This is a genomic window from Sphingomonas suaedae (genome assembly GCF_007833215.1).
GTDB classification, from domain to species: Bacteria; Pseudomonadota; Alphaproteobacteria; order Sphingomonadales; family Sphingomonadaceae; genus Sphingomonas; species Sphingomonas suaedae.
Window position 1 is genome coordinate 1,884,598 of record NZ_CP042239.1, and the last position, 25,794, is coordinate 1,910,391.

23 protein-coding genes and 1 pseudogene are annotated in these 25,794 nt (G+C 63.7%); 12 read left to right on the top strand and 12 right to left on the bottom strand.

Going from position 1 to position 25,794, the window contains the following annotated elements:
• Positions 1 to 2: 2 nt before the first annotated feature.
• Complete coding sequence (locus FPZ54_RS09000) at positions 3 to 1,595, bottom strand: Hint domain-containing protein (RefSeq protein WP_145846537.1); 1,593 nt, start codon at positions 1,593 to 1,595, stop codon at positions 3 to 5.
• Positions 1,596 to 2,511: 916 nt separating this feature from the next.
• On the bottom strand, positions 2,512 to 3,405 hold the full coding sequence (locus FPZ54_RS09005; protein ID WP_145846539.1) for a LysR family transcriptional regulator: 894 nt from the start codon (positions 3,403 to 3,405) through the stop codon (positions 2,512 to 2,514).
• 105 nt (positions 3,406 to 3,510) lie between these two features.
• Here FPZ54_RS09005 and FPZ54_RS09010 point away from each other — a divergent pair, with 105 nt between their 5' ends.
• Positions 3,511 to 4,374: an NmrA/HSCARG family protein gene (locus FPZ54_RS09010; protein WP_145846541.1), complete on the top strand. Its 864-nt coding sequence runs from the start codon at positions 3,511 to 3,513 to the stop codon at positions 4,372 to 4,374.
• A gap of 26 nt (positions 4,375 to 4,400) precedes the next feature.
• Entirely contained in the window at positions 4,401 to 4,874 is a 474-nt protein-coding gene (locus FPZ54_RS09015) for an AtaL-like protein (protein WP_145846542.1), read from the top strand.
• 132 nt (positions 4,875 to 5,006) lie between these two features.
• Here FPZ54_RS09015 and FPZ54_RS09020 read toward each other — a convergent pair whose 3' ends face one another.
• Entirely contained in the window at positions 5,007 to 7,424 is a 2,418-nt protein-coding gene (locus FPZ54_RS09020; RefSeq protein ID WP_145846544.1) for a membrane-bound PQQ-dependent dehydrogenase, glucose/quinate/shikimate family, read from the bottom strand.
• Between the two features lie 91 nt (positions 7,425 to 7,515).
• Between FPZ54_RS09020 and FPZ54_RS09025 the strand changes: the two genes are divergently transcribed.
• Positions 7,516 to 8,250: a cytochrome c oxidase assembly protein gene (locus FPZ54_RS09025; protein WP_186456977.1), complete on the top strand. Its 735-nt coding sequence runs from the start codon at positions 7,516 to 7,518 to the stop codon at positions 8,248 to 8,250.
• Complete coding sequence (locus FPZ54_RS20160; RefSeq protein ID WP_145846546.1) at positions 8,247 to 8,924, top strand: cytochrome b; 678 nt, start codon at positions 8,247 to 8,249, stop codon at positions 8,922 to 8,924. The genes FPZ54_RS09025 and FPZ54_RS20160 overlap by 4 nt, the downstream gene beginning before the upstream one ends.
• Position 8,925: 1 nt before the next feature.
• Here the strand turns inward: FPZ54_RS20160 and FPZ54_RS20460 are convergent.
• Positions 8,926 to 9,501, bottom strand: a pseudogene (locus FPZ54_RS20460) (c-type cytochrome); the annotation flags it as partial.
• A gap of 165 nt (positions 9,502 to 9,666) precedes the next feature.
• Here FPZ54_RS20460 and FPZ54_RS20465 point away from each other — a divergent pair.
• From FPZ54_RS20465 to FPZ54_RS09060, 5 genes are all read left to right on the top strand, one after another.
• Positions 9,667 to 9,960, top strand: a complete 294-nt coding sequence (locus tag FPZ54_RS20465; RefSeq protein ID WP_422396570.1) for a c-type cytochrome — start codon at positions 9,667 to 9,669, stop codon at positions 9,958 to 9,960.
• Between the two features lies 1 nt (position 9,961).
• The gene (coxB, locus tag FPZ54_RS09045) at positions 9,962 to 10,891 is read left to right on the top strand and encodes a cytochrome c oxidase subunit II (protein WP_145846550.1); all 930 of its coding nucleotides are present in this window, start codon (positions 9,962 to 9,964) and stop codon (positions 10,889 to 10,891) included.
• Entirely contained in the window at positions 10,888 to 13,419 is a 2,532-nt protein-coding gene (locus FPZ54_RS09050; protein ID WP_145846552.1) for a cbb3-type cytochrome c oxidase subunit I, read from the top strand. Before coxB ends, FPZ54_RS09050 begins: the two co-directional genes overlap by 4 nt.
• A 2-nt stretch (positions 13,420 to 13,421) precedes the next feature.
• Positions 13,422 to 13,706, top strand: a complete 285-nt coding sequence (locus tag FPZ54_RS09055) for a hypothetical protein (protein WP_145846553.1) — start codon at positions 13,422 to 13,424, stop codon at positions 13,704 to 13,706.
• 126 nt (positions 13,707 to 13,832) lie between these two features.
• A complete protein-coding gene (locus tag FPZ54_RS09060) occupies positions 13,833 to 14,105 on the top strand; it encodes a DUF3175 domain-containing protein (RefSeq protein ID WP_145846555.1) in 273 nt (90 codons plus the stop codon).
• Between the two features lie 466 nt (positions 14,106 to 14,571).
• Here FPZ54_RS09060 and adhP read toward each other — a convergent pair whose 3' ends face one another.
• The 4 genes from adhP to FPZ54_RS09080 form a co-directional block, all read right to left on the bottom strand.
• Positions 14,572 to 15,606: an alcohol dehydrogenase AdhP gene (adhP, locus tag FPZ54_RS09065; RefSeq protein WP_145846557.1), complete on the bottom strand. Its 1,035-nt coding sequence runs from the start codon at positions 15,604 to 15,606 to the stop codon at positions 14,572 to 14,574.
• A gap of 75 nt (positions 15,607 to 15,681) precedes the next feature.
• The gene (gene adh, locus FPZ54_RS09070) at positions 15,682 to 17,202 is read right to left on the bottom strand and encodes an aldehyde dehydrogenase (RefSeq protein ID WP_145846559.1); all 1,521 of its coding nucleotides are present in this window, start codon (positions 17,200 to 17,202) and stop codon (positions 15,682 to 15,684) included.
• A 138-nt stretch (positions 17,203 to 17,340) separates the two neighbouring features.
• The gene (locus FPZ54_RS09075; RefSeq protein WP_338419563.1) at positions 17,341 to 18,252 is read right to left on the bottom strand and encodes a GAF domain-containing protein; all 912 of its coding nucleotides are present in this window, start codon (positions 18,250 to 18,252) and stop codon (positions 17,341 to 17,343) included.
• 234 nt (positions 18,253 to 18,486) lie between these two features.
• Positions 18,487 to 18,996 (bottom strand): DinB/UmuC family translesion DNA polymerase, encoded by a 510-nt coding sequence (locus FPZ54_RS09080; RefSeq protein WP_239019773.1) that lies wholly within the window; start codon positions 18,994 to 18,996, stop codon positions 18,487 to 18,489.
• 12 nt (positions 18,997 to 19,008) lie between these two features.
• Here FPZ54_RS09080 and FPZ54_RS20500 point away from each other — a divergent pair, with 12 nt between their 5' ends.
• The 3 genes from FPZ54_RS20500 to FPZ54_RS20175 all read left to right on the top strand — a co-directional run bounded on the left by FPZ54_RS20500 (position 19,009) and on the right by FPZ54_RS20175 (position 20,223).
• Positions 19,009 to 19,551, top strand: coding sequence for a conjugal transfer protein TraD (locus FPZ54_RS20500; RefSeq protein ID WP_145846562.1), 543 nt, complete (start codon positions 19,009 to 19,011; stop codon positions 19,549 to 19,551).
• Between the two features lie 175 nt (positions 19,552 to 19,726).
• Complete coding sequence (locus FPZ54_RS09090; protein WP_145846563.1) at positions 19,727 to 19,933, top strand: helix-turn-helix transcriptional regulator; 207 nt, start codon at positions 19,727 to 19,729, stop codon at positions 19,931 to 19,933.
• A gap of 188 nt (positions 19,934 to 20,121) precedes the next feature.
• Complete coding sequence (locus tag FPZ54_RS20175; protein ID WP_239019809.1) at positions 20,122 to 20,223, top strand: DUF3768 domain-containing protein; 102 nt, start codon at positions 20,122 to 20,124, stop codon at positions 20,221 to 20,223.
• A gap of 428 nt (positions 20,224 to 20,651) precedes the next feature.
• Here FPZ54_RS20175 and FPZ54_RS09100 read toward each other — a convergent pair whose 3' ends face one another.
• The 4 genes from FPZ54_RS09100 to FPZ54_RS09115 all read right to left on the bottom strand — a co-directional run bounded on the left by FPZ54_RS09100 (position 20,652) and on the right by FPZ54_RS09115 (position 25,362).
• The gene (locus tag FPZ54_RS09100) at positions 20,652 to 20,900 is read right to left on the bottom strand and encodes a hypothetical protein (RefSeq protein WP_145846565.1); all 249 of its coding nucleotides are present in this window, start codon (positions 20,898 to 20,900) and stop codon (positions 20,652 to 20,654) included.
• A gap of 66 nt (positions 20,901 to 20,966) precedes the next feature.
• Positions 20,967 to 24,020, bottom strand: a complete 3,054-nt coding sequence (locus FPZ54_RS09105) for an RHS repeat-associated core domain-containing protein (protein WP_145846566.1) — start codon at positions 24,018 to 24,020, stop codon at positions 20,967 to 20,969.
• Positions 23,993 to 25,000, bottom strand: a complete 1,008-nt coding sequence (locus tag FPZ54_RS09110) for a hypothetical protein (protein ID WP_145846567.1) — start codon at positions 24,998 to 25,000, stop codon at positions 23,993 to 23,995. Before FPZ54_RS09110 ends, FPZ54_RS09105 begins: the two co-directional genes overlap by 28 nt.
• A gap of 68 nt (positions 25,001 to 25,068) precedes the next feature.
• Complete coding sequence (locus FPZ54_RS09115) at positions 25,069 to 25,362, bottom strand: hypothetical protein (protein ID WP_145846569.1); 294 nt, start codon at positions 25,360 to 25,362, stop codon at positions 25,069 to 25,071.
• Positions 25,363 to 25,794 lie beyond the last annotated feature (432 nt).

Here is a 25,794-nt window from a genome sequence, read left to right on the forward strand (position 1 = left end):
CATCAGGCCGCGTCCGCGATCGCGCTCGCGTAATCGGTGTGCAGCGCCTCGGGGATGCGCGCCTTCATGTATGCCAGGTCGCGCCGCGCCGAGCGATACTGCCGGCCGAGCGCGTCGAAATCGCCGACGACGATGCCGTTGGCGACGAAGGTGCTCGCCGAGAGCGAAGCGCCCGCGGCTCGGTCTGCCTCGTCGCCCAGCATCAGATTCCAGAAGCTCGCCGCGCTCGGCGACGAGGAGACGCTCGCCAGCCGCGCGGTACCGCCGTCGGTGGAGACCGCATCGCCTACCTTCAGGTCCTTGGCATGCACCAGCCCCGAAGGCGTGTGGACCGGATGGTGCGGCGTCAGCGTCAGTTCGTGCCCGGCGTCGGTGACCAGCGTAAGCGCCTCGCCCTCGTGCCGGCCATGCCAATTGCCTTCGATCGCCAGGTCGCCCCCGGCGCCGGTCCGCGCGCGCATCCGGTTGGTCGTGTCCTCGATCTTCGCGGTCGATCCGTCGGCCAGCGTCACCAGCGTGCCTGCGGCGACGCAATGCCAGGTGAACTGCAAATTGGGGATCTTGGTGCAGACGACGCTCTCGCCGGGCGTGCCGGTGCTGCACACCGCGAACACCAGCGGGCTGCTCGGATCGTCGACGGGCACCGTGAACTGGAAGAGGAATGCCGACTGGGTGTCGAGCGCACCGCTGGTCGCGGTGTAGACGATCGGCTCCTGCGGGTCCTGATAGGGAAAGGACCAGTGGATCGTATAATCGTCGCCCTGCTCGCAATAGCAGCCGATCGGCAGCGATTCGGGCAGCAGCGGATAGCTGGGCATCCCGGTCGAGAGCTGTACGTAAATCAGGCTGGTGATCTCGAGCCCGCTGATCCGGCCGTCGGAGCCGATGCCGGTGATCGCGTACGGCAGCTTGCAGCTGCCGGTGAACGGCACCAGCAGGTTCGGATCGTTCACCGGCGCGTCTTCGTAGAAGATATAATCGCAGTCCGGATTATAGCCGGTCGGTCGGCCGAGCCCGATGACGATACTGGTATGGCCCTGCACGCTGATCACAGGGTCGGTGACGTTCGCCGTGATCGGCTCGTCGGTGACGGCGACCGTCCTGGTCGTCGCGCCGAGGCGCGTCGCGCCGGTATCGTCGAGCGAATAATGGACGGTCAACGCGGTCTGGCGCTTGGCCGCGGGCGCCGCGGTGCCCGGATCGGTCGCGACTTCGGTGAGCCCTTCGCCCAGCACGGTGCTGGCGCCGACCGCCAGCGGCAACCGTGTATCGGCGTCGAGCACCAGCGTCGCCGCACCGGAAATCAGGGGCAGCCCCGGCGCGCCGATCCAGCTGCGGCTCGTTGCATGGCCCGACGCGGCGCAGCCCAGATCGACGACATGCGCATCGGCGTCAGAAGGCTCGGCTTGGCCGCCATCGAACGCGGCATGGAGGGCCGGGTAACGGTCTGCGGTACAGCCTACCAGATCGAACAGCGCCCGCGCGGCGTCGCGCAACGGTCCAGAAGGATCCAACACTGAGGAATCGCCGTTCTCAAGACGATCGACCAGCGTATTGATCGAATTCATCTGATTGGAATCAAGTTGAAGTGCCATGACGATTCTCCCTCGAGTCGACACACTTCGATCCTAGCCGATAGATTCTAAAAAAAGCAAGCAGCGTGAAACATAAATCATTATTATGCTCCATTTTGGTGGGATTTTAGCAAACGCGAAATCTTGAACTATCAATACTGGACTAATTTTCTGTTAACTGGATAGACCGGCATAGACCTTACTTTTTGCGCCACTTACTGGAGGGATCAAAAATTGTGGCATGTCCAATTCGTATTGAAATCGTGCGATTAGTATAAGTGCTCAACAGGAAGGGTTCGACTCTCAATCTGACTTCCCTCGGGCGGGGGACAGGATTTGGGCTTCCTTGCCCGGCGCTATTGCTTTCGCGCTTCAATTGAAGGCGATAGCTGGTCATCAACCATGCGCCCGCGTCGTCCTAACGTCGCACGAGACGAGTTCCACCTCGCCGCAGCGGCTCAGAACCTCCGGAAAAGGCCAAGCTCATCCCGATGGCACGGCCCGCACCGGCCTGATCGGCGTGGGAGGCAGTTCGCCTCAATCGCCGGCCTCGCCCAAAACGATCCCCCAGGCGAGTTTTCCAACGGAACAGGCTCATTTCCTGCCGTTCGACTTCCGTTAGGGTCACCAATCTTCTCAATGACTTATCGTCATTGCCTGGTGGCTAAATCGCGGACATCGTCATAACATCGTCCACGGTCGGATGCGATCTCGTGCGGATGGGCGTGACCGAAAATTTCGATGATTCTCATCGCGAGCGCAGTCTACGCTATTTGGTAGGAAACGCGCGTCGCTCGACCAGGGTCAGTTTGGGACTGCCAACCGCTTCGGCACGAGTCATTATCGCGCTGCAACGATCTGCCGCGGTACCTCCGGAACGCGCCCTCCATGCAGCCGTTCAGCGCAGTATCCGCGGCATCCGAAAGCCGACCTTCTCTCATTTTCCGATAAAGGCGGCCAATTCCCCCGGATCCCCGGTTGGAAACGCCGATTTGAGAAATTCGAGAAATGCGGACACTCGTGCGCTCAACAGACGCCGTGACGGATAGAGTGCCCATAATGCGATGTCCGGCCCATCGATGTCACCCCAGTGCACCAGGGTGCCTGCTGCGAGGTCATGACTAACCAGCGATATCGGAAGGCGTCCGGCGCCAGCCCCCGCGCGGACCGCGTCGCGGTGCATGATCATCGATGACACGCTAAGAACCGGTTCGACCGTGATGCGCAACGCTCCATCCGGCGTCTTCACCTTCCAGACCTCGGTCTGATCGAACGATCCGCGAACAACCGCGGGGGCCGCCACCCCATCTGTTGGCCGAGCGACGGAAGGGCTCGCCACCACCACAAGCCGGTCGTGCAGGAAGACACGACCGACGAGGCTTTCGTCCCGATCCGGATTGACGCGGATCACCAGGTCATAGCCTTCCTCGATCATGTCGATCAGCCGATCCTCGGTCGTTACTTCGAGCCGGACCTCGGGGAATCGGGCGGCGAACCCGGCAGCGAGCTTTCCCATCGCGATCTGCGAGAACAACAGGGGCGCGCTGATCCGCAATCTCCCGCGCGGCGTAGTTCCACCCGAAGCGATGGCAGTCGCCGTCTCATTGAGTTCGGTGAGCAACGCGCCCGTCCGTTGATGGAGCGCGCGCCCCTCCTCGGTCAGCGTGAGAATGCGCGCGCCGCGCTCGAACAGCCGCACGCCCAGGCTGGCCTCCAGCTCCGCGACCCGGCGGGACAACGTGGCCTTGGGGCGTCTGGCGGCGCGCGCGGCGCGTCCAAATCCGCCGTGCCGGGCGACGAGATTGAAATCGGCAAGCGCGAGCAGATCCATATGTTCCACCAGTGAGACGGTACGTCCAATTATAGCGACTATTGGTTCGTTTGTGGATCGCTAATTTCCGGGAGTGCCATTTGGCATCAACCAGGAGTTACCCACATGACCATCCTCGTTATCGGCGCTACCGGCCAGATCGGGCGCCAAGTCGTCGACCAACTCATCCGCCGCGGCGCCGATGTCCGTGCTCTCGTCCGCGATCCCGCCAAGGCCAACCTCCCCGCGGGTGTCGCCGTCGTCGAAGGCCACCTGCTCGACATCGACTCCCTGCGCGGCGCATTCTCGGGTGTCTCGACGCTCTTCCTGCTTAATGCGGTGGTGGCCGACGAATTTACCCAGGCGCTCATCGCGCTCAATCTCGCCCGCGAAGCCGGCATCGAGCGGCTGGTCTATCTCTCGGTGATCCACAGCGATCTTTACGCAAACGTGCCGCACTTCGCGGGCAAATTCGGCGTCGAGCGCATGATCGAACAGATGGGCTTTAACGCGACGATCCTGCGCCCCGCATATTTCATCCAGAACGACGCCACCATCACGGACGCGGTTACCGGTTACGGCGTGTACCCGATGCCCATCGGCAGCAAGGGGCTCGCGATGATCGACACGCGCGACCTGGGCGAGATCGCGGCGATCGAACTCGTCCGCCGCGAACAGGCGAGCACGCCGCTTCCGCTCGAGCGGATCGCGATCGTTGGCCCCGAAACCCTGACGGGTACGGACATCGCCGCGATCTGGACCGATGTTCTGGGACGCCCGATCGTTTATCCGGGCGACGATACCGTCAGCTTCGAGCAGAATCTGCGGCAGTTTGCGCCCCATTGGATGGCGTACGACATGCGCCTGATGGCCGAGCGCTTCCAGGCCGAGGGAATGATCCCCGCTGCCGGCGACGTCGAGCGCCTCACTGCGCTGCTGGGCCGCCCCTTGCGCACCTATCGCGAATTCGCCGCCGAAAACGCGGCGTGAAGCAACGCACGACAAGGAGAACCGTCATGATCTATTCGACCGCCACCGTCCCGGTGAACCCCGAGGGCGAGATCAGACTGACCCGCGCGCAGGCTTGGGCCGGACTCGATCTGAAGGCGCGCGATGCTCGCTTGTTCCTTCCGCCCGGCCTCTGCACCCGTTGCGATGTCGTGGAGGAAAGCGCGACACATTTCGTCCGTGAAGCCACGATCGGCGGCGCCGATCTGCGAGAGATCGTCGTGTTGGAACACGAGCGCAAGGTAACCTTCTTCCAGGCTGCCGGTCTGCGCGAAGGCGCGATCGTCAACGAGCTCTACGAGGATGAGGCGGGCGGGCTTCAATTGCGCTTCTATTGCTATCTCGGCCTGCGCGGCAAGGAACCGAACGGCCCTGAAGAACAGGCCGAGCAAACACAGTTCGACAGCGAAAATGGGTACAAGGCCGCGCTGCTATCGACGCTGAATCGCACCCGCGAACTGCTCGTAGAGGGCAAGCTCTGATCGTCATGTTTCCATGAACGGCGCGCCTTCCGATTCGCTGAAGTCGCGCCGTTCATGTCGATTATGCGCCCCAACAAAGGTCGTGATCAGGGCTTCGAACGCGCTCATCCCGGCAGTCTGTCTGCTACCTGGTCAGTCGGGCAGCGCATAGGCGACCAGCGCGTCGCCGATCGGGGTTTCCATGAAGTGATGGCCGCCGGCCATGATGACCAGATATTGCTTCCCGTTGACTTCATAGACCGAAGGCGTCGCCTGCCCGCCTGCGGGCAGCGCGTCCTGCCACAACGTCTTGCCGGTGCGGATGTCGATCGCGCGGATCAGATTGTCGGTCGCGGCCGCGATGAAGATCACGCCTCCGGCCGTGACGACCGCGCCGCCGTTGTTCGGCGTGCCGATGTTCACCGGCAGCATCGAGGGGATTCCCCAGGGGCCGTTGCGACGCGCGGCGCCGAACGGGCGATCCCAGATCGTCTTGCCCGTGCGCATGTCGATCGCACGGATGCCGCCATAGGGCGGGCGCTTGCATAGCAGACCGGTCAGCGGCAGCCGCCAGCCGGGGTTGACCGCGATGGCATAGGGGGTCCCGGCCTGCGGGTCCTTCGACCCATGTCCGCCCTCGCCCATGTCGCCGCCGCGTGCCGATTCCTGACCGCGCGGTGCGGGAAAGCCCCGACGCTCCGCCTCTTCGCGCGGGACGAGCCGGTTGTAGTTGGGCATGTCGTTGTAGTTCGCGACGATCACGCCGCGCACCGGATCGACCGCGATCCCGCCCCAGTCGGTCCCGCCATTATAGCCGGGATATTGGACGAAACGCCGGTCCGCAGTGGGCGGGGTATAGGGGCCGTCATAGGCCGCCCACTTGAACTGGATACGGCAGATCATCTGGTCGATCGGCGACATGCCCCACATGTCGCTTTCCTCGAGCGCCGGGAAGGCGAGCGTGTGATAGCTGGAAAAAGGCTGGGTGGGACTGCGCAGCTGCGGCTCCACGCCCGTGCGGGGCACGGCGCGCTCCTGCACCGGGAACAGCGGACGGCCGGTGCGGCGGTCCAGCACATAGATATCGCCCTGCTTGCTCGGCAGGATCAGCGCCGGGACGCTGCCCTGTGCGCTGGGGAAATCGACCAGGGTCGCCTGCGCCCCTAGATCATAGTCCCACACGTCGCGGCGTACGGTCTGGAAGCGCCAGCGCGGCTTGCCGGTGTTGACGTCGATCGCGACGAGCGAGGTGGAAAAGGCATTTTCCTGCGGGCTGCGGCTGCCGGACCAATAGTCGACCGCGCTGTTGCCCATCGGCAGGTATACGAGGCCGAGCGCCTCATCGCCGCTCGCGATGGTCCACATATTGGGCGTGCCGCGCGCATATTCCTGCCCCTCGGGCGGGAGGCCGTTCCAGTCGGGATGGACCATGTCCCATGCCCAGCGCAGTTCGCCGGTGACGGCGTCGAACCCCTGGATCACGCCGGAGGGTGCGCTACGCTTCTGCCCGTCGAGCACCTGGTGCCCGGTCACGATCACGCCCTGTACGATCGTGGGGGGCGAGGTGATCGAGACCATGCCCGGCTCCACCGCGCCCATGCCGCGCTTTATATCGACCGCGCCGTTCGCCCCGAACTCCGAACAGGGTTTGCCGGTACGCGCATCGACCGCGATCAGACGACCGTCCAGCGTTCCTTCGACGATGCGCGCGGCGCATTCGATATCGGGACTCGCGCCGGGGGTGGCGTAATAGGCGACCCCGCGACAGGCGGCGGTATAGGGGATGTAGTCGTCCGAAACCCGGGGATCGTAGCGCCAGCGTTGCTGGCCGGTCGCCGGATCGAGCGCGATCAGGATGTTGGTCGCCGAGCACAGATACAATGTGTTCCCGACCTTCAGCGGCGTCGTCTCCGCGCCATATTTGCTGTCCGTGGGATCGCCCTGCGGCATGTCGCCGGTATGATAGACCCAGGCACGTTCAAGCTTGTCGACATTGTCCGGCGTGATCTGGTCGAGCGGCGAATAACGCTGCGCGGCATAGGTGCCGCCATAGGCCGGCCAGTCGGTGCCGGCCCGCATCGGCGAGGGGTCGGCATAGCTTAACGCGATCACCCCGGGCAGCGCCCCCGCATCGGTTCGATTGATGCGCGAGATCGCAAAGCCGGCAACCACCAGCGCGAGGATTGCGACACCGGAAGCGCCAACGGCAGTGCGCCAGCGAACGCTGCCGAGTTGCGGCAACGTCAGCAGGACCAGGACGAGCAGGACCGTTGGCCCAACCGCGAAGGGGATCAGCGCCCAGCCATCGAGGCCGGCCTCGACTAGCCCCCACAGGATCGAGAGTGCCCAGGTCGCGACGTAGATCCATGCGCCGAGCACGCGCCCCCGGATCAGCAGCACGCCCGACGCGATGAGCCCCGCGCCGGCGATCAGATAGAAAGGCGACCCGCCAAGAATGGTGAGCCAGGTGCCTCCCACGGCCAGCACGAGCCCTGCCAGCGCAAGGATCGCCCCCACGATAGCGGCATAGAGCGGGCTAGTGCCGAGACGGGGCGTTTCTTGCGCGTGCATGGGGTCCCTCCTGTTTGCAAAGGGAACAGACCCGGCCGTAATCGGTTCCGGACAGTGTCCGGCGATTGCGAGGGGGACGGTTTCGAGCGGCATGGGCGGATCGACCATCTGGATACCCTATTGCGGGGCTGCTCCCGTCCCGGCCGAGCTGGCAGCACGCTGGAATCTCGATCCGCTGCTGATCGCGTGCCTCGCCGCGATGACGCTGGCGTGGTGGCGCTGGGGAACTGCCCGCGCGCATCAGCGCCGCATGATGCTTGGAGCGGTCGCGCTGCTCGCGATCCTGTTCATCTCGCCCTTTTGCGCGCTCACGTCCGCGTTGTTCTCGGCCCGCGCGGTGCACCATATCGCACTGACCGCGCTCGCCGCGCCGCTGCTGGCGCTCGCGCTGCCGGTCCGCCGCGTGCCGGGAGGATGGGGTCTGTGGACCGGCATCCATGCCGCGACCTTCTGGCTATGGCATGCGCCGCCCGCCTATGAGGCCGCGCTCTCGAACGACGCAGTCTATTGGACGATGCAGCTCAGCCTCTTGCTGACCGCGCTTGCGCTGTGGCGCGCGATGCGTGCGGCGCCCGTTACCGGTGCGATCATGGCGCTGCTCGCGACAATGGTGCAGATGGGGCTGCTCGGCGCGCTGCTCACCTTTTCCAGCTCGCCATTCTATGCCCCGCATTTCCTGGGGCCGGTCGCATGGGGGCTTACCCCGCTCGAAGACCAGCAGCTTGCCGGCCTGATCATGTGGGCGCCGGGCGCGGGTCTCTACCTTGTCGCCGCGCTCGCTCTGCTCGGCCGCTGGTTCGCCCGCGAACAGGCGGCAACCGCGTGAGCGTCGCCGGGGCGCTGCGCAGATGGGCGCGTGGACATACCGAGCAGAGCCGTTATTCGCCCGTCGGCATCGCCTTTCACTGGGTGATGGCGTTCCTGGTGCTCTTCCAGCTCGGCTGGGGCTATTATTGCAGCTGGCTTACGGCCGGTGGCGAGAAGCTGCTCGCCTATCAGGTGCACAGCGCGGTCGGATTGCCGATCCTGGTGCTGGCGCTCGGGCGGTTGGGGTGGCGCATGATGATTCCCGGGCCGGTCAACGACGCGGACAAGCAGGGCTGGCAGACACAGGCGGCCTATGCGATCCACTATGTCTTCTACATCGCCTTTTTCGGATTGCCGCTGAGCGGATGGGCGATGTGGTCGTCGATCGCGGAGCCCGGGCCGCTGTATCTGGCGGGCGTCGTTCCCTGGCCGCAATTGCCGTTCGACCAACTCCCGCTCACGACGAGATGGTGGATCATGGATATTGCCGAGGACGTCCACCTCGCCCTCGTCATCGCCTTGCTGGCGGTGATCCCGCTGCACGTCGTGGCGGCGCTGAAGCATCATTTCTGGGATCGGCACGACGTGCTTCGCGGGATGCTGCCCGAGATTCCGGACGCGGAGGATCCCCGGGAAGAGACGAAGCATAAGCCGCGAGAGCCACGGATTCCGCAGGAGACAGCGCCCGGCTGATCCGCTGCATCGCGCCTTCGGGATCGTTGCGGCGCGCGCCTTGCCGCCACTGGGCGAGCTGATGACCAAGATAGGCGGAAGGCTGGCCCGAAAGCGGCGGATTGGCCGCGCCCACGCCGTCACCCCGATCGCCGTGGCACGATGCGCAGGCGGCCAGCCCCCGCGCCGGGTCGCCGCGATGATAGAGCGTTTGCGCGGCGGTCGTGCCGCCTGTCATGCGCGGTGCAGGATCATAAGGGAGCGCGGCATAATGGGCGGACACGGCGACCCGTTGCGCGGGCGTGAGCGCACGCGCGATCGACTCCATCTCGGGATGACGCCGCCTTCCGCTGGCATAGGCTTCGAGTTGCGCGGCCATATAACCCCGATCGAGACCGGCCAGCCGCGGCGTACCCGCGCCATTGCCGCGCCCGTCGATGCCGTGACAGGTGATGCAGGCATTGGGCGCACCCGCATCGCCGCCGCTGACCGCCAGCAGTTCGCCACTCGCGGTGAAGCGGTCGGCCGATCCGCGTTCGACCGTGCCGCAGCCCGCCAGGGCAATGCCCGTCAGAACCCAAAGTGCGCGCCAATCCATCGCGACAGGGAACCGTCGGGGCGTGGCGACGGTTCCGGACGTGAAACGTCGGTGACGGCGTATCGCAAAGGGGGATCATTGCCGGACGTCCGAATCCTGCTGCCCATGGTGCTGCCGATGCTGATGCTCGGCGGGTGCAAGCCCCCACCCGATGCCGAGCATCACATGCCAGAGGCGAGCGCGCAACGCGGCCTGCTTGCCGTGCAGCGGGCAGGATGCGGCGCATGCCATCGCATCCCCGGCCTCGCCTGGCCGCAGGGCAGGAGCGGACCATCGCTGGAGGGGTTCGCCGACCAGGGCCTGATTGCGGGCAGATTGCCCAATCGGCCCGACACGCTCGCGGCCTATGTCCGCGATGCGCCCGCCACGCTTCCCGGCACCACGATGCCCGCCATGCCGCTGACCCCTGCGGAGGCGCGCGATGTTGCGGCCTATCTCTATTCGACGGGAGATCGGTGAAATGAACTTCGCCTCGATCGTGCCGGTCTTCGACCCCGCCGGACCCTATGCCGGTTCGATCACGACCCTGTCCTGGGTGCTGATCGCGATGGCGGTGGCGGTGCTCGCGGTCGTGCTGGCGGCCTTGTGGATCGCGCTGTTCGGCGGGAGGCGGCTCAAGGCGCGGCTCGGCGGCGCGACGGTCGTCTGGGCGGGCGGCATCGTCTTCCCCGTCGTGGTGCTGTCGGCGCTGCTCATCTACGGCCTGTCGCTGACCCGCAACCTGACCGCGCCCGTTCCCCCGGACGCGATGCGCGTTCGGATCACGGGGGAAATGTGGTGGTGGCGCGTCGCCTATCTCGATCGCCAGGGGCAGCCACTCATGATCGACGCGAACGAGCTGCACATTCCGGCGGGCCGCCCGGTGCTGGTCGAGCTCGAATCCAACGATGTCATCCACAGCTTCTGGGTACCGCGCCTGTCGGGCAAGCTCGACATGGTTCCGGGCCGCCGCAACACGCTGCCGATCCAGGCGGACGCGCCCGGCGTCTATTCCGGGCAGTGCGCCGAATATTGCGGTGGACCCCATGCGCTGATGGGGTTCGTCGTCGTCGCCCACGCCCCCGACGAATTCGACGCATGGCTCGCCTCCCGGCGCACGCCCCGCCCGGCGATCGCGATGGAGGGCGCCGCGCTGTTCCGCTCGACCGGATGCGCGGCCTGCCACCGCATTGCCGGGACCGACGCCAACGGCACCGCCGGGCCCGACCTGACCCATGTCGGATCGCGCCGCTCGCTGGGCGCGGGCATCCTGCCCAACAATCGTGGTACGTTAATGGGGTGGATCGGCGACAGCCAGTCGATCAAGCCGGGCAACCGAATGCCCCCCTACAAAATACTGTCGGCGGATGAACTGGCGACGCTCGCCGCCTATCTCGAGATGCAGAAGTGAAGTCGGAGACCGGCTTCGATCCGGCGCTGCTCGATCGTTTCCCGACCAGCGAACCCCGCCCCGACGGGGAGGTCGAGGAGCTGGAGCGCATCTGGGCCGCGCCCAGGGGCTGGGGCCTGCTGACCGCAGTCAACAACAATTATGTCGGCTTCTTCTACGTCGCGACGGCGTTCCTGTTCTTCCTCCTCGCAGGCATTCTTGCGCTGGTGATGCGCGTTCAACTCGCGCTGCCCCTCCAGGGCATCCTGCCGCAGGAGACCTACAACCAGTTTTTCACCATGCACGGCACGGTGATGATGTTCCTGTTCGCCGTGCCGATGGTCGAGGCGATCGGGGTTATGCTGCTGCCGCAGATGCTCGCGGCGCGCGACCTCCCCTTCCCGCGCCTGTCGGCCTATGCCTTCTGGGCCTATTTCGTCGGCGGGCTTTGCTTCTTCGCCTCGCTGTTCGTCGGCCTAGCGCCCGATGGCGGCTGGTTCATGTATCCGCCCTATACCAGCCTGACCTACTCGCCCGGCATCAACGCCGATTTCTGGCTGCTCGGGATCGGCTTCATCGAGATTTCGGCAATCGCGGGCGCGATCGAGATCATCGTCGGCGTGCTGCGCACCCGCGCGCCGGGAATGAGCCTCGACAAGATGCCGGTCTATGCCTGGGCGATGCTGGTGATGGCGGTGATGATCATCATCGCATTTCCCGCCGTGATCCTCGGCACATTGCTGCTGGAGGTCGAGCGCGCGTTCAATTGGCCCTTCTTCGATCCGACGCGCGGGGGCGATGCGCTGCTGTGGCAGCACCTGTTCTGGTTTTTCGGCCATCCGGAGGTGTACATCATCTTCCTGCCCGCCTCTGGCCTTGTCTCGATGATGGTCGCGGCGCTCGCGCGCATGCCGCTGGTCGGCCATTCGCTGGTCGTGCTCGCCTTTCTCGCCACCGGCTTCATCAGCTTCGGCGTGTGGGCGCATCACATGTTCACCACCGGGATGCCCAACATCTCCATAGGCTATTTCTCTGCGGCGAGCATGGCGGTGAGCGTGCCCGCAGGCATCCAGATCTTCGCGTGGATCGCAACCTTCGCGGTGGGCAAGCCACGCTATAATGTGCCGACGCTGTTCGTGATCGGCGGGCTCGTCACCTTCGTCATCGGCGGCCTGACCGGCGTGATGGTCGCGATGGTGCCGTTCGACTGGCAAGCGCATGACAGCTATTTCATCGTCGCGCACCTCCACTATGTCCTGATCGGCGGGATGGTCTTCCCGCTGTTTGCCGCCTTCTACTACTGGACCGGAATGACCAGCAGCCGCGCGCTCAGCGAGCGGCTGGGCAGATGGGCCTTCTGGCTGATGTTCACCGGGATGCAGGTGACGTTCCTGCCGATGCACCTCACCGGCCTGATGGGAATGCCGCGCCGGGTCTATACCTATCTGCCCGGGCGCGAGTGGGAGGTCACCAACATGATTTCGACCGTCGGCGCGTTCATGCTCGCGGCGGGGGTGCTCGTGTTCCTGATCGATCTTGCCCGCAACTTCCGCTTCACCGTCGATGACGATGCCGGGAACGTCTATGGTGGCGGCACGCTCGAATGGCTGCCGACCGGACTCTATTCGACGCGCAGCATCCCGGTGGTGCGCAGCCGCGAACCGCTGTGGGACGATCCCAAGATCTGCGACGATGTCGAGCAGGGGCGTTACCTGTTGCCCAATGCGCCGACCGGGCTGCGCGAGACGATCATCACCAGCCCGCTGCGCGCCGAGCCGGAATATATTCAGATCATGCCCGGCCCCTCGCCCTGGCCGCTGCTCGCCGCGATCTTCACCGCGGGCTTTTTTCTGCTGCTGACCGTGCAGGCGTACACGCCCGGCTTCGCATCGGGTATTCTCGCGGTGCTGTGCACGTTGCGCTGGCTGTGGGACACCGACCGGGTGGTCGGGCAAGAGGAGGTGGATGTCGGCGCGGGCATCACGCTGCCCACCTATGTCACCGGACCGCGCACCCATGGCTGGTGGGCGATGGTCATCCTGCTGATCGTGATCGGCATGATCTTCGCGATGGCGGTGTTCAGCTTCCTCTACCTGTACGGCGTGCAGCCCGCATTCTGGACCGCCCCGGCGGGATGGTCGGGCGCGGCGGTCGCGCTTCCGCTCTATGCGCTGGCGGCGGGGCTGGCGCTCTGGTCGCGGGTGATGCTGGCGCGGGAAACGACACGGCTCTGGACGCCGGGAGTGCTGTTCCTGTGCGCGTCGCTCGCGCTGACGGCGGCGGTGGGCGCGGATATCGCCTTCTGGCAAGCGTCGGGCCTGCGCCCCGATGCGAGCGGCCAGGGCGCGATCGTCTATATGTTGTTGACGCTCACGGCACTGCTCGCATTCATCGGCCTGTTGATGGCCGCCTATATCTCCGCGCGAAACAGCCGCGGGATGATCGTGCGACCACGCAACAACAGCCTCGACCTGTGCGTCCTGTTCGTCACCTATGCCGCGGGCCAGGGGGCGTTGACCACGATCCTCACCCGCGCGTTCGGGGCCTGACGATGCGGAACTGGCTCCTGCTTCTTGGCGGCTTGCTGGTCTGGGCATTTCACTTCTTCGCGCTCTACGCGGTGGGAAGCATCTTTCTCACCACCGATCTGGCGCGCGGACTGACGATCGCCCTGACGCTCGCCTGCCTGGCCGTCGTCGTACTGATCGCGCGGCGCGCATGGCACGGCCGCCCCCGCGACACCGAGAGCCAATGGATACGGATCGTCGCACTATGGGGGGTGGTGATCGGCGCCATCGCGATCCTGTGGCAGGGTCTGGTCGCGCTGCTAATCTGATCCCATCGCCCGATCCGCTCGCCAGCGTCGCGCCGGGCGGGAACACCTGCCGCGCGATCGTCGTTGATGCAGCATCCTTTTAACGGAAACCGGCCTTGCCGACCCGCCGGGGGAGAGGAACGACGCATGACGGAGAAATGGTCGCAGGAGGTGACGGAAGACTCCGACGCGCTCGATCTGGAGGATGGTCTGTTCAAAAAGGACGACCCCAAGGAGATCGCCCGGTCGCTTAAGCGGTCTGCCGAGCAAAGCGATCGCCGCAAGGGTACGCCACTCCAGTCCGCGATGGGTATGCTCACCTTCTATATCAACCGCGCTGGCGACAATCTGGCCGAAGACCGGCGCAAGACCCTCGAGCAGGCAAAGGACGAACTGCGCGCCCTGTTCGACAAGGACTGAGGAACGAGACGACGCCCGACGGTCGATCCGCGGGTACAGAGGCGCGCGTTGGCGAAACGGCACACTTCCTCGTGCAGCGGGGCAAAGGTGTGCGCGCAGCCTTCTCCCGGCTCATCGCCCTCGAAGAGAATAGCGCCCTCGAAGAGAATAGCGACATGGTCGCGGCCCGTTTCGCGGTGCGGGTCGAGGGAGTTGACCGACAGGTTCAACTCGCCATCGGCGAACCACGTCGCTCTCGTCCGCCTGGGTCGGGAGCAGGCTCCAGTCGAGGCGGCGCGGCTACAATCCAGCGATGCCTCCATCGCGCGGATCCGGTCTGTCGTCTTCAGAATCGCTATATCCTCTCCTCACACACGCAGCGTCGGATGAGGAAGCGCGTGCCCGTTCCATTATCGAGGCATGCCGAGCTCCGTTTCCGGCCAGCAGTGCGGCCCAATCACTCCGTGGCTCGACATGCCTCCTGCTCTTACTGCGTCATGTCGAGGACCACGCGCCCTTCGATCTGGCCCTTGTGCATCCGGTCGAACACCGAATTGATATCTTCCAGCCTGGCGGTGGAGATCGTCGCCGCCACCTTGCCATCGGCGGCGAAATCGAGCGATTCCTGAAGGTCAAGCCGGGTGCCGACGATGGAGCCGCGCACGGTGATGCCTTTCAGCACCATGCCGAAGATGTTGAGCGGAAAATCTCCCGGCGGCAACCCGTTGAGCGCGAGAGTGCCGCCGCGCCCGACCATGCCGACCGCCTGTTCGAACGCCCTTTCGCTCACCGCCGTCACAAGCGCGCCGCGCGCACCGCCGCCGGTCAGTCGCTTGACCGTAGCGGCGGGGTCACCGTCAGTCCGGGCGTTGACCGTTTCCTTCGCACCCAGCCTGCGCGCCAGTTCGAGCTTGGCATCGTCGACGTCCACCGCGACCACGTTCAGCCCCATCGCGACCGCATATTGCACCGCCATGTGCCCGAGCCCGCCAATGCCGGAGATGACCACCGCGTCGCCGGGCTTGGTGTCGGTCATCTTCAGCCCCTTATAGACCGTAACGCCTGCGCACAGCACCGGGGCGATCTCGTTGAAGCCGATATTGTCGGGCAGGTGGCCGACATAATCGGGGTCGGCGAGCACATAGTCGGCGAACCCGCCATTGACCGAATAGCCGGTATTGAGCTGGCTTTCGCACAGCGTTTCCCATCCGCCGAGGCAGTGCACGCAATGGCCGCAGGCGGTGTAGAGCCAGGGCACGCCGACCCGGTCGCCCTCCTTTACATGGGTGACGCCCTGCCCCACCGCGGAGACGAAGCCGACGCCTTCATGGCCGGGGATGAAGGGCGGTTCGGGCTTGACCGGCCAATCGCCCTCCGCCGCGTGCAGATCGGTATGGCACACGCCCGAGGCCTGGATCGCGACTTGAATCATGCCGGGCTGGACTTCGGGGACCGGGACGTCCTCGATCCGCAGCGGTTCGCCGAAGGCGCGCACGACGGCGGCTTTCATAGTCTTGCTCATGATGTTTCTCCTGGGGGTTGCGCGCGGGGCGGCGGCGGACCGCCGCACCGCGCCGGGGGGAGGACAGGCGCCGCCTCAGAAGAAGCCCAGCTTCTTCGGGCTGTAGCTGACCAGCATATTCTTGGTTTGCTGGTAATGGTCGAGCATCATGCGATGGTTTTCGCGCCCGATGCCGGACTGTTTATAGCCGCCGAACGCGGCGTGGGCGGGATAGGCGTGATAGCAATTGGTCCACACGCGCCCTGCCTTGATCGCACGGCCGAAGCGGTAGCAGGTATTGGCATCGCGGCTCCACACACCGGCGCCCAGACCATAGAGCGTGTCGTTGGCGATCTGCAGCGCCTCGTCATGATCCTTGAAGGTCGTGACCGAAAGGACGGGGCCGAAGATCTCCTCCTGGAAGATGCGCATCCGGTTGTTGCCGCGGAACACGGTCGGCTTGACGTAATAGCCGTCGGCGATCTCGCCTGCGAACCGGGCCGCTTCGCCGCCGGTCAGCAGCTGCGCGCCCTCCTGCTTGCCGATGTCGATGTAGGAGAGGATCTTCTGCTGCTGTTCGGAGGAGGCCTGCGCGCCGATCATGGTTTCCATGTCGAGCGGATTGCCCGCCTTGATCGCTTCGACGCGGGCGACCGCGCGCTCCATGAAGCGGTCGTAGATGCTCTCATGGACCAGCGCGCGGCTGGGGCAGGTGCACACCTCGCCCTGGTTGAGCGCGAACATCGCAAAGCCTTCGATCGCCTTGTCGAGATAATCGTCATCCTCGCGGCACACGTCTTCGAAGAAGATATTCGGGCTCTTGCCGCCCAGCTCCAGCGTCACCGGGATCAGGTTTTCGGTGGCATATTGCATGATCAGGCGGCCGGTGCTCGTCTCGCCGGTGAAGGCGATCTTGGCGATCCGGCTGCTGCTGGCGAGCGGCTTGCCCGCCTCGACGCCGAAACCGTTGACCACATTGACCACGCCTGCGGGCAGCAGGTCGCCGATCAGTTCCATCAGCACCATGATCGATGCCGGAGTTTGTTCGGCGGGTTTGAGCACCACGCAATTGCCAGCGGCCAGTGCCGGGGCGAGCTTCCACACCGCCATCAGGATCGGGAAGTTCCACGGGATGATCTGCCCGACCACGCCCAGCGGCTCGTGAAAATGATAGGCGACCGTATCGTGGTCGATTTCCGAAATGCCGCCTTCCTGCGCGCGGATGCAGCCCGCGAAATAGCGGAAGTGATCGATCGCCAGGGGCAGGTCGGCGGCCATCGTCTCGCGCAGCGGTTTGCCATTGTCCCAGGTTTCCGCGATGGCGAGCTTCTCGAGATTGTTCTCCATCCGGTCGGCGATCCGGTTCAGGATCAGCGCGCGCTCGCCCACGCTGGTGCGGCCCCAGGCGTCCTTCGCTGCATGTGCGGCGTCGAGCGCGGCCTCCACATCCGCCGCCTGACTGCGCGCGACCTGGCCGACCGGCTTGCCGGTGATCGGGGAGATATTGTCGAAATAGCGCCCGTCCTTGGGCGCGACCCATTTGCCACCGATGAAGTTGTCGTATCGCTCCGCAAACGGAGCGGTCATCGAAGCGGCGGGGCTGGTCTGCATGTCCATGATGTCATCCTCTCGAAATCGCCGGGCACTCCTGGTCGTGAGGATGATGGTTTCGCGAAAATACCGTGCTGAAAAGTACCGCCCGGCAGATGATCTGTGCACCTGTCTCGCTATCGAGACAGTTTGAAAAACGAAGCGTCAGCCGCGCGTCAGGCCGACCTTCTCCATCCGGCGATAGAGCGTTGCCCGCCCGATTCCGAGCGCCTTGGCAGCGCGGGTGGCGTTACCATCGGCCTGCGCAAGCGCGCGCCGCAGGACCGCCCTTTCCGAGTCGTGGAAGGACGCCGTCTCTTCGCCGCCCAGAATGTCTGCCGCGCTGCGCGATCCGGTGAGGTTCGCATCAGACAGGTTGAGGCGATGGCGCGCGGCATAGGTCGCCCCGATCACCAGATCGTCGCGGTCCACCGCCAGCAGCGCCGCCTCGCCGCCCGGCAGGTTCGCATCGATGATGCGATGCCCGGCGAAGAACTTGCGGAACATGCCGCTTTCGATCCTGCGCGCCGCGTCCTGGACGATCTTCTGAATCAGCGCCCCCATCGCCGCGCTGTGATCTTCGCGGCAACTGGAAATGTCGAGCGCCCCGACGAGCCGTCCTGCCGCATCGCGCACGGGCGCATCCATGCAGCTGATCCCGATATTGCGCGAGGCGAAGTGCTCGTCGCGGTGGATCGTGACCGGTCGCCCTTCGACGAGGCATGTACCGATGCCGTTGGTGCCTTCGCGGCTTTCGCTCCACACCCCGCCCGGGGTCAGCCCGACCCGGTCGAACATTGCGCGGTCGCCGGTCTGGCTGCGGGATTCGAGGATAACGCCGTCATTGTCGGACAGCATGACCGCGCAGCCGGTGGCGGCGACGGTCTGATACAGCTGGTCGAGCAGCGGGCGTGCCACCTCGAGCATCAGGCCATGGCGCTGTCGCCGCTGGGTAAGCTCGCTGCCGGACACCAGCTCCGGCACCCGCGCGGCCCCGGCATCGAGTCCGTGCTTAAGGCCCGAACGACACCAGCTGGCCGCGACAAAGGACTGCGCGGCGCTTGAGGAGGACTGCAAGACCTCTTCGACGGAGTCTGCATGTCGATCTGACATAGCGTTTGCATACGACAACTTGCTCAGTCTGGCGACCCCGACGGCAAGAGTGCGACCTGACGACGCGTCCGCTTGAAGGAGTGAGTGCAAGGCGCCAAACCCCCATACCTCCCCAGCTGTACCGACGACCGCTCTCGGGATCACGCGATCGGCTTCGGAATATCCGATAATAGGGCGCAAAGCCGACCGGGCTTGCCTCTAGGGTCCGGCGTCACCGAATAGCGGCATTCGGGCTTTTGAGGGTTCGAAGTTCGACACCGTCACTCCGACCAGGCGTACCCCTTGCTCGAGCGGATAGAGGGTGCGGATCAGATCGATCGACGTGGCTCGTATTGCATCCTGATCGCGCACCGTGTGGGGCTGTGTTCGACTTCGTGTCACCTGCCTAAAATCCGCGAACTTCGCTTTGACCGTGACCGTACGACCGTATTGCCGCCTTTCGGCGCACCAGGCGGCAACATCGTCGGCCATTTTCAGGACGCCCGCTTCGATGCCGGCAGGGTCAGTGAGGTCGCGGTCGAACGTCGTCTCCGATCCTGACGATTTGCGTTCGCGGCTCGGGTTCACCGGCCGGTCGTCGTTGCCGCGCGCGATGCCATGGTACCAATCGGCGGAGCTGCCGAAATGGCGCGTCAGAAATTCGATCGACTGCGCCTTGAGGTCCGCACCCGTTTCGGTTCCAAGTCTCTTCATTTTGGCAGCGGTCACCGGACCGACGCCATGAAATCTCGCGACCGGCAATTGCGCGACCCAAGCAGGACCCATTTCCGGCGTCACGGCAAACTGGCCGTTGGGTTACGCGGCGCGCTGGCGGCAGCACTGGCGCGAACCCACGCGGCCCTTCGGCGGGCGATAGCGGCACGCCACCGGCGGACCGCCAGGATCGCGCGTGACGACGAGCGGGGCTGGGTCGTGAAGCGCCGCGAGCGAACGCGGCAGCTGATCGAGCTTGGCGGTCTCGTTGCGAAGGCCGGACTCATCGAACTGACCGATGACGATCGCGCGGTGATCTTCGGCATACTGGTCGATGCGGCAGCCGCCGCCGCGCCCTCCGGCCGGATCGAGCGTGCCACGCGGAAAGCAAAGGGCGCTGCGGACCCTGGCGGCTTCGCAGAAGTCCGCCAGGGTCCGCTCACTATCAATCGCGTTCAACTTCCGGGCAGCGCCCGGCCCGCGTCACGCGATCGTCACCCGAAAGGGCCGAGACGCGAAGGCGACTCGGTGCCGCGCAAGCGGGGTAGAGCGCAATCACGCAAGGCGTGAGACGCCCTGACACTTCGCCCCTCGAACAACCAAACTACGCCGCAACTACGTATGTGCGCGCTGGCACCGCACAGTACCCTCCTGACACCAGAGAGGCTCTATTCAGAAGCCAGGATTTTCGCCCAAATTGCCCCCGGGGGCACCAGTCAGACGCAGACGATGCAAGGTGATCTCAATGCAGACCGAAACCCCAGACCGCATCCTCCGGATCAATACCGTCCTCGACCGTACCGGGCTCAGTCGCTCCACGATGTACCGCAAGATGCACGACGGCACATTCCCACAGAACGTTCAGATCAGCACACGCTGCGTCGGCTGGAGGGCGTCAGCGATCGATGCCTGGCTGCGCAATCCGATATTCTATCAGGATGGCAAGGGGTGAACCACATTCGGAAGGATGGATAAGCGAAGATTCGATGATTACGTCAGGCGTTCAAAGCCTCAGAAGGCTGTAGTCGTGCTGACGATCCAACTGACTACGCAGTCTGACGCCTTCGCATCCGACAAAGATCCCCCAGCGAGCACGACTTCGGACCGTTCACGCTGGCCGGACAAAAGCTCTACTGGAAGATCGACTATTATGATCTCCGCTTGAAGTTTGGCTCGCCCGATCCCGCGAACGAACATATCACCCGACGGGTGATGACAATCTTGCTGGCCTCAGAATACTGAGGCCGGATTTTCTATCGGCAGCGGCCTCTCGCCCGCTCCAGCAACTTTGTGATACGTCCCGCTTGCTCAGGTGAAACCTGAGCGTCGCGACGCTCTCACACGGGAGTTAGCGATAGTGAGACTGCTATCGAAGAAGGACGTACGCGATCGGGCTCTCTACAGTCCCGCTCATATCGCCCGCCTGGAAGCTGTCGGACAATTCTCCAAGCGGGTCGCCAGTGCGAGTTCCTTTGATTTCGCGTCTCGCTTCACGCTCCTATCGCGCTAGTCGACCATCGCGTCAGCGGCCACGGCCCGTCGGAGATGTGGTGGATACCAGAGCGATAGAAAACCGCCGCTGGAATTTTAGGAGATTCCGGACACAGCGCGTTAGGTTCTTGAAACTGAGTCAGCCATCCCCAATCGACCGAGCAACCCTCTTTCCCAAATTACTCGCGTTGCTGAAGCTTGATCCAATCTGCGACGATCTCAATAGATGCCTCTTCCTCTTTAAAAGGCAGGGGACAAGGCGAAGGAAGCTTCAGATCAAAGCGCTCCTCAGCAAGAGCCATAAATTCCTGAAACTCTCCATCGCAAATACCAATATCATAGCATATTAGACTATGCGAAAAGACTTCACGGCGAACAGAAAAGTCCCTGAGCAAGATATCAACTAATCCTTTTTCTGTTTCATCCATATTAATTCTTCCTGTACACACAGTACGCCGTCGATCCTATGTCCCAAATCAAGAATCCAGCACCGATTACCGGAAGCAGTCTACCTGCTGTGCGGCCAAGGGTAGACGAAACTCGACCAATGCGCCGTATTGAGCTCGTATCTCCAGTGTAAAAAACGAAAGATCAGGCGTCCACGTTCGAGGAATTTTCTGAGGAAACGCCTTTGAGAGGCTGCTTGATAGTTTCGATGTTCCTGGGGACGACCCTCTTGTTACAAAACGTTTGCTACCGGGCTCTGGCAACCCTCTTCTTACGAGGTCTGCCGATAGTACGGTCGACAATCCGAGTTGTTCGATACCACAATCGAGGATGTCATCGAGTATCTTCTTACCCATCAGACCCTCTCGCGGTAGACGCTTAGCTGTCACAACAATTTCTAACACCACCTCACGCGGCTCATGATGAGGCGCGTGTCTGCTTGGCTGGGCGACGCCGCCCCCATTTCCCCACCGATTGCAACCTCCCGAAATAGGGTTGCCGTTCTCATCAACGAGGTGCGCACACACACCCTCCATTCCGTCGGGATCGATCAAATTAACCGGGTCGTTCCCCACGTAAGCATAGAGGTTCATCCCGTCGCCATATCCGATGGGATCGGTCTGCATGAATCGGCCTAGCGTGGGCGAGTACATCCGCGCCTTGTAATACTGATGCCCCAGCTCCGGCAACCAGGCCTGCCCCGTGTAGCGGAACCGGCCCACATCATCACCATCAGGGATACCATACTCGTCATATGCCATGATCGCAGTGGGAGCGCCGCTGCCGTTGGTCTTCGCAACGATGCTACCGCGCTCGTCGGCGATCAGCCAGCTACGGTTTCCGCTCGCATCATAGGAGACGATCGCCTCGTCTGCGCCGGGACCGAACACATGCCGCGCCTGGAGCGTATTGCTGGTGTTGTATTCGGCGATAACGTTGCCACCGTCGTACGCGAACCGCCGCGCCGCCGTGCTGCTCTGATAGAGGCGTAGCAGCGGATCATAGGTGAGCGTCACGCTCGACGGTCCGGTCTTGAGCAGATTCTCGCTGCTATAGGTGTAGCTCTCCGATCCCGACGCGGTGAGGTTGCCCTTGCCGTCATAGCTGAAGCTCGTGCCGCCTGCGGCGGTATACTGGTTCAGCCCATTGCGCGTGTAACCGCGATCGACCGTCGCGCCGCCGGTCCAGGCATAAACATCGTTGCTGATCGCCCGCGTCTTGATCTGTCCGGCACTGTTGTAGGTGAACGTGCTCGTCGTATCCTGGATGGTACCCGCCAGATTGTGCGCCAGCGACGTCAGTCGCGATACCGAGTCATAGCCATAGCTTGTCACCACCCCGTTGCCCCGCGTGAGGCTCGTGCGGCGGCCCTGATCGTCATAGCCATAGGTCGCGAGCACGCCAGCGCCCGACGCCGCGCCGTTCTCCCGGATTGCGGTGACGTTGCCGGTCACATCATAATCATAGGCAACGTACAGACCGGTGCCCGGATACGTCGTGCGCGTGCGCCGCCCGGCGGCGTCATACAGATAGCTTATCGTGCCTTGGGGCCCGGTTTCTCCGACATTGCGACCGAGCGCATCGAAAGTGTACGTGAGCGCATTGCCGGTCTGCGAAGCCCCCGTCAGATGGCCGAGCAGATTGTAGGTGTAGCTGACGTCGGGTTCGGTCCCGGGCAGGTTCTTGGTCGTGACGCGGTTCAGATCGTCATAGGTGTAGCCGATGCTGTTGCCGTCACGAAGTCGGCGGTTGGTTACGTTCGATCCGGCGTCGTAGGTCAGCTCTTCGTAATCGGTGGCCGAGCTCGCAAGCGATCCGACCACGGTGGAAGGATAGCGCGTCTTCTTCAGCCGGTCGAACCCGTCATATTCGAACGTAGTGGGATTCCCCATGCCGTCCATGAGCGTGCGCAACTGACCATTGTCGGTCCAGGTGGCGGTCTCATGCACCTCACCGCCGCTGATCCCCTTCGACCCGATCGTACGGATCACCCGGCCTGCAGCGTCGTAAAGGGTCTGCGCGATTCGGTCCGGGCCATCGCTGCCTGCTGTCTGCGCCGTGCAAGCGGTCGTCACTGTCGCCCACGCGGCGGGGTTCATCCGTTGAGCTACGCAATTTGCGCGCCCAGCCGCGTCATAGCTCATATCGGTCACGCCATAGATGGTGCTGCCCGAGCGTAACACCTGACGCGTTGCGCGCCCGTCGCCGTCAAAGCTCGTTTCCACCTTATGCGTCGTGACGAACGCCGCCCAATCGGTGTCCGACGTCCCGTTGACAATCCCCAGCTCGGTGACGGTGTTGAACCCATTGGCATTGTAGGTGAGCTTCGTCGCCCGGCGCTTGCGGGCGCCCGCTCCATCGGGATCGGGCGCAATCATTCCGACCGGACGGCGATAGGAGTCGTAGCGATAGGTCGTCGTATCAGCCGTTCCCGACAGCGGTCCGTCGACCGTGGTCAGATTGCCGATCGCGTCATAGCTCGCAGTTGTGGTTGAGCTGACGGTGCCATCGCCCGCTGCCACGGTAACGCTGGTCGGCAACAGGTTGTTGGCGACTCCGGTGCTGCCATAGGCAATCGTCTGCTTCTGCTCATCATCAGTGCCGGTGCAAACCGAGCCCGTCAGGCACTGCGACACGCCGGTCAGCAGCGTCACATTCTGCCCCGAACCGACGATCGAGCCATAGCCGTTCTTGATCTGCGCCTGCTGCGTTGCGTAGGTATAGCGCGTCTGAGGTCGGGTGCCCGATCCCGACGGCGCGGGAAGCGTGACCGTCAGCACTCCGCCATGGGTTGAGCTGTAGGTATAGTCGGTCGTCTTGCCGCGCGCGTCGGTGGTCGATGTCGGTTGGTTGCAGGTTACCGGGTTGGAGCAAGTCGATGGGAAGCTCGCGGTCTCGACGATATCGGACAGCCCCGATCCGGACTTGGCGACGGCTCGCGTTTCAGTGATGTTGCCACGGCCATCATAGGTAAGCTTCGTGTAATTGCCCTCGGGCTGCGTCACGCGCGTGAGCCGCCCGCTGGCATCGTGCTGATAGGAGACGGTCTTGCCGACACCATTGGTGACCGATTTTAGCCGCTCGCTGGTGATGTCGAACACATAGGTGGTCGTCTGCGATAGCGCATTGGTGACGGTACGGTGCGCTCGCCGCTCGCATCCGCATAGGCATAGCTGGTCGTGCCAGCATGGTCGGTGATCGCGCTGACCTTGCCGCTCGTGTACGCGATGGTCACGTCCGGCGTACTGTTGCCCGGCAGCGTGATCGCGGTGATGCCGCTCGGGCCCATCGTCGTGCCGACATACTGGCTGTTGGGCGTGTCGAGCGTCGGCCAGTTGCCGGTTGTCGCGCACCAGGCCGCTGCCGTGTTGCAATATTCCTGCGTGAGGTTGACGGCCTTGACGTTGCCGATCGCCAGCCACGGCAGCAGCTGGCTGCCATCTTCGAGATCGTCGCTCGCATAGCCGATACTGAAGGCATAGCCGTTCGAGTTCTTCGCCGACGCGATTCGCCGCGCCCAGTTCCACCCGCCCGTGCAGAAATCGCCCTCATAGGCCACGCAGAACAGACGGCGCTCGTACGTGAGGTCGATCCGCTCGCCGCTGGGCCGCGCGATCGAGGTTGCGAATCCTTCGGTCGCATACGTGTCATATGCCACCTCGTTCGCCGCTGGCTTGGTGAAGGTCACCACCGTGCCTTCGCGCGACGTATAGGTATAGGTGCTACCTGACACCGTCAGCGTCGCGCCCCGCGCTTCGGTCGGTGTGAAGGTGGAGCCCGAGACCGTGAACCGGTCGGTCACATTATCGACACTCGCCATGATGGTAGAGCCGGACTTGTACAGCGACGCCCAGATATTGCTGCGCGTACCGGTTCCCTGAGTACGAACCCGATATTGCATGCCCTGATCGCCGCCGATCGTAAGCAGCGTCTTTTCGACCACCAGCTCGCCCCGCAAAAGGTCGACGCCATTGTCGTCCAGCGTCTGACGCACTGGAGCCATCGGCCCGGTCTGCGCGCACGCCATCCCCGTTCCCGCCAGCGACGCCGCGCTGGCGAGCAAAATTGCTCGCATGTTCATGTTTATCTCCGAATCTCTCTGAAATCGATGCGCCGCGACGCTACGTCGGTCGCGGCTTTCTCATCCGATCAAGGCGCCGCTGTCGGCGTTGGTGTCGGATAGGGCGCCTGCGAACAGGCCGCTGACCCACTGCCATTCATCGTAAATCGTTCGCGGTTGTTCGCGGCGTCATAGCAAATCGCGGTGTTTGTTCCATTCGCCGGACCGCCCGACACCGCGACCGATTTCACCCGTCCCTGCGTGTCATAGCCATAGGTCACTGTTTCTGCGGCCGCTGCAGCCAGTCCTGTGAGCGCCGCGACCAGAATAACCGCGCCCGTCCTTGCTTCCTTCATATTCCCACTCCCGCCGTTGAAGAACATTGTAGGAACATTTGAATTCCAACATTGCAAGGGTAATTTCAGCCGCTCCAATTCACCCGCGATCAGCCTAACAACTTCCGAGGGCCGAGCCAGAATCGATCGTGTCCAGAATGGTCTATTTCGTACTGACGACAAACATACGTTCTCCGTGTTTCGCTTGTCGAATACGCGTGGGCAGACGCGTCTAAATCAGGCACCGCGCTATCGGATTGAACCCGCATAGCGCCACTCGGGCGCCCGAACGCCCATGCGAGGCTCGACCGAGAGTCAGAGAGCATTGCCCTCACCTAACAGCATCAGGATATCTCATTGTTGTGATGGTATATTTGATGGTACTGATCGCACATAGTCTGCATTTATTGGCGTTTCTCAATGCGATATAATAATTAAGAGGCTTCCGTAGGGGTCACCATCGTCAAGCCAGAAGCGTGA